The organism is Streptomyces misionensis, from assembly GCF_007896895.1.
Lineage (GTDB): Bacteria > Actinomycetota > Actinomycetes > Streptomycetales > Streptomycetaceae > Streptomyces > Streptomyces misionensis_A.
In genome coordinates this window covers 50,220-54,767 of record NZ_VOGW01000193.1, presented here as the reverse complement: position 1 = coordinate 54,767, position 4,548 = coordinate 50,220, and the positions used below count along the sequence as shown (strand labels likewise).

General features: G+C 74.6%; 4 protein-coding genes. All 4 read left to right on the top strand.

Annotation, left to right across the window (positions count from 1 at the left end):
- On the top strand, positions 1–226 hold a 226-nt coding region (locus FRZ03_RS35475; RefSeq protein ID WP_315902685.1), incomplete at its 5' end, for a DUF6643 family protein.
- 42 nt (positions 227–268) lie between these two features.
- Complete coding sequence (locus tag FRZ03_RS35470; protein ID WP_146469169.1) at positions 269–1,108, top strand: MOSC domain-containing protein; 840 nt, start codon at positions 269–271, stop codon at positions 1,106–1,108.
- A gap of 160 nt (positions 1,109–1,268) precedes the next feature.
- Positions 1,269–1,874: an Rv1733c family protein gene (locus FRZ03_RS35465; protein WP_146469168.1), complete on the top strand. Its 606-nt coding sequence runs from the start codon at positions 1,269–1,271 to the stop codon at positions 1,872–1,874.
- A 226-nt stretch (positions 1,875–2,100) separates the two neighbouring features.
- A complete protein-coding gene (locus FRZ03_RS35460) occupies positions 2,101–4,539 on the top strand; it encodes a right-handed parallel beta-helix repeat-containing protein (RefSeq protein WP_186785797.1) in 2,439 nt (812 codons plus the stop codon).
- Positions 4,540–4,548: the final 9 nt, after the last annotated feature.

Genomic DNA, 4,548 nt, shown 5'->3' with positions numbered 1-4,548 from the left:
CTACGGCTACCCGCAGCAGCAGGCGCCCGCGCCTCTGCACCAGGCGCCCACGGCCTACATCCCGCAGCAGGCGAGCGCCCCGCGCGGCTATCCCGGCCCGCAGGCCCCGCAGCAGCGCCCGATGGCACCGGGCACCGGCTACGAGGCGATGCGCCCGGCCGCGCCGCGGCCCGTACAGGCCCCCTACCAGGACCCGTACAACAACCAGCAGTACCGCGGTTACTGACGGCCACCGACCGCTGTCGGTGACACCTGGCACGATGGCGTCATGGATATCGCCGAAGTGCAGTCGATCCACCTCTACCCGGTCAAGGCGTTCCGGGGCCTCGCGCCGGCGTCGGCCGTGGTGGAGCCCTGGGGCCTCGCCGGAGACCGGCGCTGGACACTGGTCGACGCCGAGGGGAAGGTCGTCACCCAGCGGGAGCAGCCGCGCCTCGCACTCGCCGCCGCCGAGCCACTGGCCGGCGGCGGTGTGCGTCTGTCCGCGCCCGGACGGGCGCCGCTGACGGTCGAGGTGCCGCAACCGGTGGCCACCGTGCCGGTGAGCGTATTCGGCACGAAGGTGGAAGCGGTGCCGGCCGCCCCCGAGGCGCACGCCTGGAGCAGCGCCTACCTCGACGCGGACGTGACGCTGGTCCACCTCGACGACCCGGCCACCCGCCGCCCGATCGACCCGGACTACGCGCTGCCGGGCGAGACGGTCGGTTTCGCCGACGGCTACCCGCTGCTCGTCACCACGACGGCCTCCCTCGCCGCCCTCAACTCCCTGATAGCCGAGGGCAGTGACGCCCACGAGGGGCCGCTGCCCATGAACCGCTTCCGGCCCAGCGTCGTGGTGACCGGGACCGAGGCCTGGGCCGAGGACGACTGGGCGCGCATCGCGATCGGGGAGGTGGTCTTCCGCGTCGCACGGACCTGCGGCCGCTGCGTGGTGACCACCACCGACCAGGACACCACCGAGCGCGGCCGGGAGCCGCTGCGGACGCTGGCCCGCCACCGCAGGTTCGGCGGCAGCCTCGTCTTCGGCCAGTACCTCGTGCCCGTCTCCGGCGGCACCGTCCGCACCGGCGACCCGGTGCGCGTGCTCGAACGGCGGACGGGCCGGTAGCGCGGGGCCGTCGGAGGCGGGACCGATCCGGCGAGGGGGCGCCGGAAACCGGTGCGCGGATCGGGGAACCCTCCGGCCCGCCCGCGTCGTTGAGGTGACATGAGAAAGGCATGAGACGCCGCGGCCCCGACCGGCCGCGGCGGACATGGGGGTGGGGACGATGCGGGCAGTCACCGGTCTGTGGCGCTGGAGACGCAATCCGCTGTGCCGCGCGACCGATCTGGCCGAGGCGTGGGTGGCGCTGGTGGCGCTGGTGCTGATCACCGTGGTGGCGCCCGTGACCGGGGTCCTGGTCGGCGCCGCCGCCCAGGACTCGCTGCACCGGGCCGCGCGGGAGCAGCAGCACGCCCGCCGCCTGGTCACGGCCACCGTGGTGCGCGAACTGCGCGACTCCCCGCTGGACACCGACCCGGACACCACCGGCGCGCGCGAGACCCGGACCCGCGTCGTCGCCGACTGGACCGCGCCGGACGGCACACCGCACCACGGCCCGGCCCTCACGGAGCTCAAGTCCCCGCACGCCGGGGACCACTTCGGGCTCTGGACGGACCGGCACGGCCGAATAACGACCCGCCCGCTGGACTCGGCCACGGCGACGACGCACGCCGTCCTGGCCGGATTCGGCGCGGCGCTGCTGACCGCGGCCCTGGTGGAGACCGTCCGGCGCATCGCCGTCTGGCGCATGGTCCACCGCCGGTACGCACGCTGGGAGCAGGATTGGGACCGGGCCGGCCCGGACTGGGGCAAGGCGGGCACCGGCAGCTGACCGGCCGCCGGCTGTGGTCAACCACCCCGGGCGCACACGCTACGGTGGACCGGCCGAAGCGCTTTCGGCGACAACCCGCGGGCAGGCACACCGCAGGGGCGCGCAGGGACGCGGGAGCACGAACGGGCAGGCCCCCGGGCCGGGCGCGCTCGCGGCCCCCGCACCGCACCGCCGCCCCCACGGGGCGTCGGCCATCAGTACCACGAGGTGGGGGCACAGCAACGCCATGGCACAGGGCACGGTCCAGGTGACGCACACCGGTACGTCGCGGTGGCGGCGCCGCACGGGTGAGTACCCTTCGCTCGCCGCCGCCCTGGAGGCCGCCGCCGACGGAGACGTCCTCACCATCGCCCCCGGCACCTACCGGGAGAACCTCGTGGTGCAGCGCGCGGTGACCCTGCGCGGGCCCGAGGGCTCGCCCGGCTCGGTGCGGATCGCCCCGGCGGACGGGGTGCCGCTGACCGTGCGGGCCTCGGCCGTGGTGCACGACCTGCATGTGGAGGGCCAGGACTCGGCCGCGCCCGCGCTGCTGGTCGAGGAGGGCACACCCGAGCTGACGGACATGCGCATCGTCACCCGCTCCGCCACCGGGATAGAGGTGCGCGGCGCGGCCCGGCCGACCGTGCGCCGCTGCACCGTGGACAACCCGGCCGGCATCGGGATCGCCGTACTCGACGGCGGCAGCGGGGTGTTCGAGGAGTGCGAGGTCGTCGCCGCCGGACAGGCCGGGGTGGCGGTCCGCGGCGGCGGCCATCCGCGCCTGGATCGCTGCCGGGTGCACCACGCCTCGGGCACCGGGTTCACCGTGACCGGCGAGAACTCCGCGCTGGAGGCGGTCGGTTGCGAGATCTACGAGGTGCGCGGCTCCGGGGTGCAGGTCACCCAGCGGGCCACGGCGCACCTGACCGACTGCGATGTGCACCGCACCACCTCCGACGGCGTCACGCTGGACACCGACGCGGTGCTCACCCTCGCCGACTGCCGCATCCACGACATCCCGGAGAACGCGGTCGACCTCCGCTCGCGCTCGGTGCTCACGCTGACCCGGACCACGGTGCGCCGCTTCGGCCGCAACGGGCTGTCGGTGTGGGACCCGGGAACCCGGGTGGACGCCAACCAGTGCGAGATCTTCGACAGCACCGGCGACTACCCGGCGGTGTGGGTGAGCGACGGCGCCACCGCGGTGCTCGACTCCTGCCGGGTGCACGACGTGCCGGACGCGCTGTTCGTGCTGGACCGCGGCTCGCGCGCGGACGTGGTGGACAGCGATCTGTCGCAGGTGCGCAACACGGCGGTGTCGGTGAGCGACGGGGCGACCGCGCAGCTGGCCGACTGCCGCATCCGCGACGCGGCGACCGGCGCCTGGTTCCGGGACCACGGCAGCGGCGGCACGCTCGACAACTGCACCGTGGACGGCACCCAGACCGGTGTGATCGTCACCAAGGGCGCCGATCCGACCATCGAGCGGTGCACCGTCGACTCCCCCGCCGAGGCCGGTTTCTACGTCTCCGCGGGCGGCCGGGGCAGCTTCCTGAACTGCCGGGTCAGCGGCAGCGGCGGCTACGGCTTCCATGTGATCGACGGCTGCCGCACCACCCTGCGCCGCTGCCGCACCGAGCGGTGCGCGCGCGGGGGCTACGAGTTCGCGGACGCCGGCCCGGACGCCGGGTCCGGGTCGGGTCCGGTCGTGGAGGACTGCACCAGCGACGAGAGCGGCGGCCTGCGGCCCCCGCCGGCGCGGGAGGCCGCCGTGCAGACGGTGTCGCCCTCGGCCGGGCTGCTCGGCTCGATCCCCGGGCAGCGCAGCACGGAGCCCGAGGCGCCGGCCGCCGTACCGGAGCCGGCGGAGCCGCCCAGGACGTCGAAGGACGTGCTCGGTGAACTCGACGCGCTGGTGGGCCTGGAGAGCGTCAAGCGCGAGGTGCGGGCGCTGACCGACATGATCGAGGTGGGCCGGCGCCGGCAGCGGGCGGGCCTCAAGGCCGCTTCCGTCAAGCGGCATCTGGTCTTCACCGGCTCCCCCGGCACCGGCAAGACGACCGTCGCCCGGCTCTACGGCGAGATCCTCGCCTCCCTCGGGGTGCTGGAGAAGGGCCACCTGGTCGAGGTGTCCCGGGTGGACCTGGTCGGCGAGCACATCGGCTCGACCGCGATCCGTACCCAGGAGGCCTTCGAACGGGCCCGCGGCGGTGTGCTGTTCATCGACGAGGCGTACGCGCTGTCGCCGGAGGACGCCGGGCGCGACTTCGGCAAGGAGGCCATCGACACGCTGGTGAAGCTGATGGAGGACCAGCGGGACGCGGTGGTGGTGATCGTCGCGGGCTACACGGCGGAGATGGAGCGCTTCCTGTCGGTCAACCCCGGTGTGGCCTCCCGTTTCTCGCGCACCATCACCTTCGGCGACTACGGCCCGCAGGAACTGCTGCGGATCGTGGAGCGGCAGGCCGACGAACACGAGTACCGCCTGGCCCCCGGCACGGCCGAGGCCCTGCTGGCCTACTTCGCGGACCTGCCGAAGGGCCCCGCCTTCGGCAACGGCCGCACCGCCCGTCAGACCTTCGAGGCGATGGTGGAACGCCATGCGGGCCGGGTGGCCCAGCTGCCGGATCCCAGCACGGACGATCTCACCCTGCTGTATCCGGAGGACCTGCCGGAACCGGCCTGACCGCCGCCG

Coding starts and splice junctions, on each gene's coding strand:
- FRZ03_RS35470 (WP_146469169.1), top strand. CDS start 269: ATGGATATCGCCGAAGTGCAGTCGATCCACCTCTACCCGGTCAAGGCG.
- FRZ03_RS35465 (WP_146469168.1), top strand. CDS start 1,269: ATGCGGGCAGTCACCGGTCTGTGGCGCTGGAGACGCAATCCGCTGTGC.
- FRZ03_RS35460 (WP_186785797.1), top strand. CDS start 2,101: ATGGCACAGGGCACGGTCCAGGTGACGCACACCGGTACGTCGCGGTGG.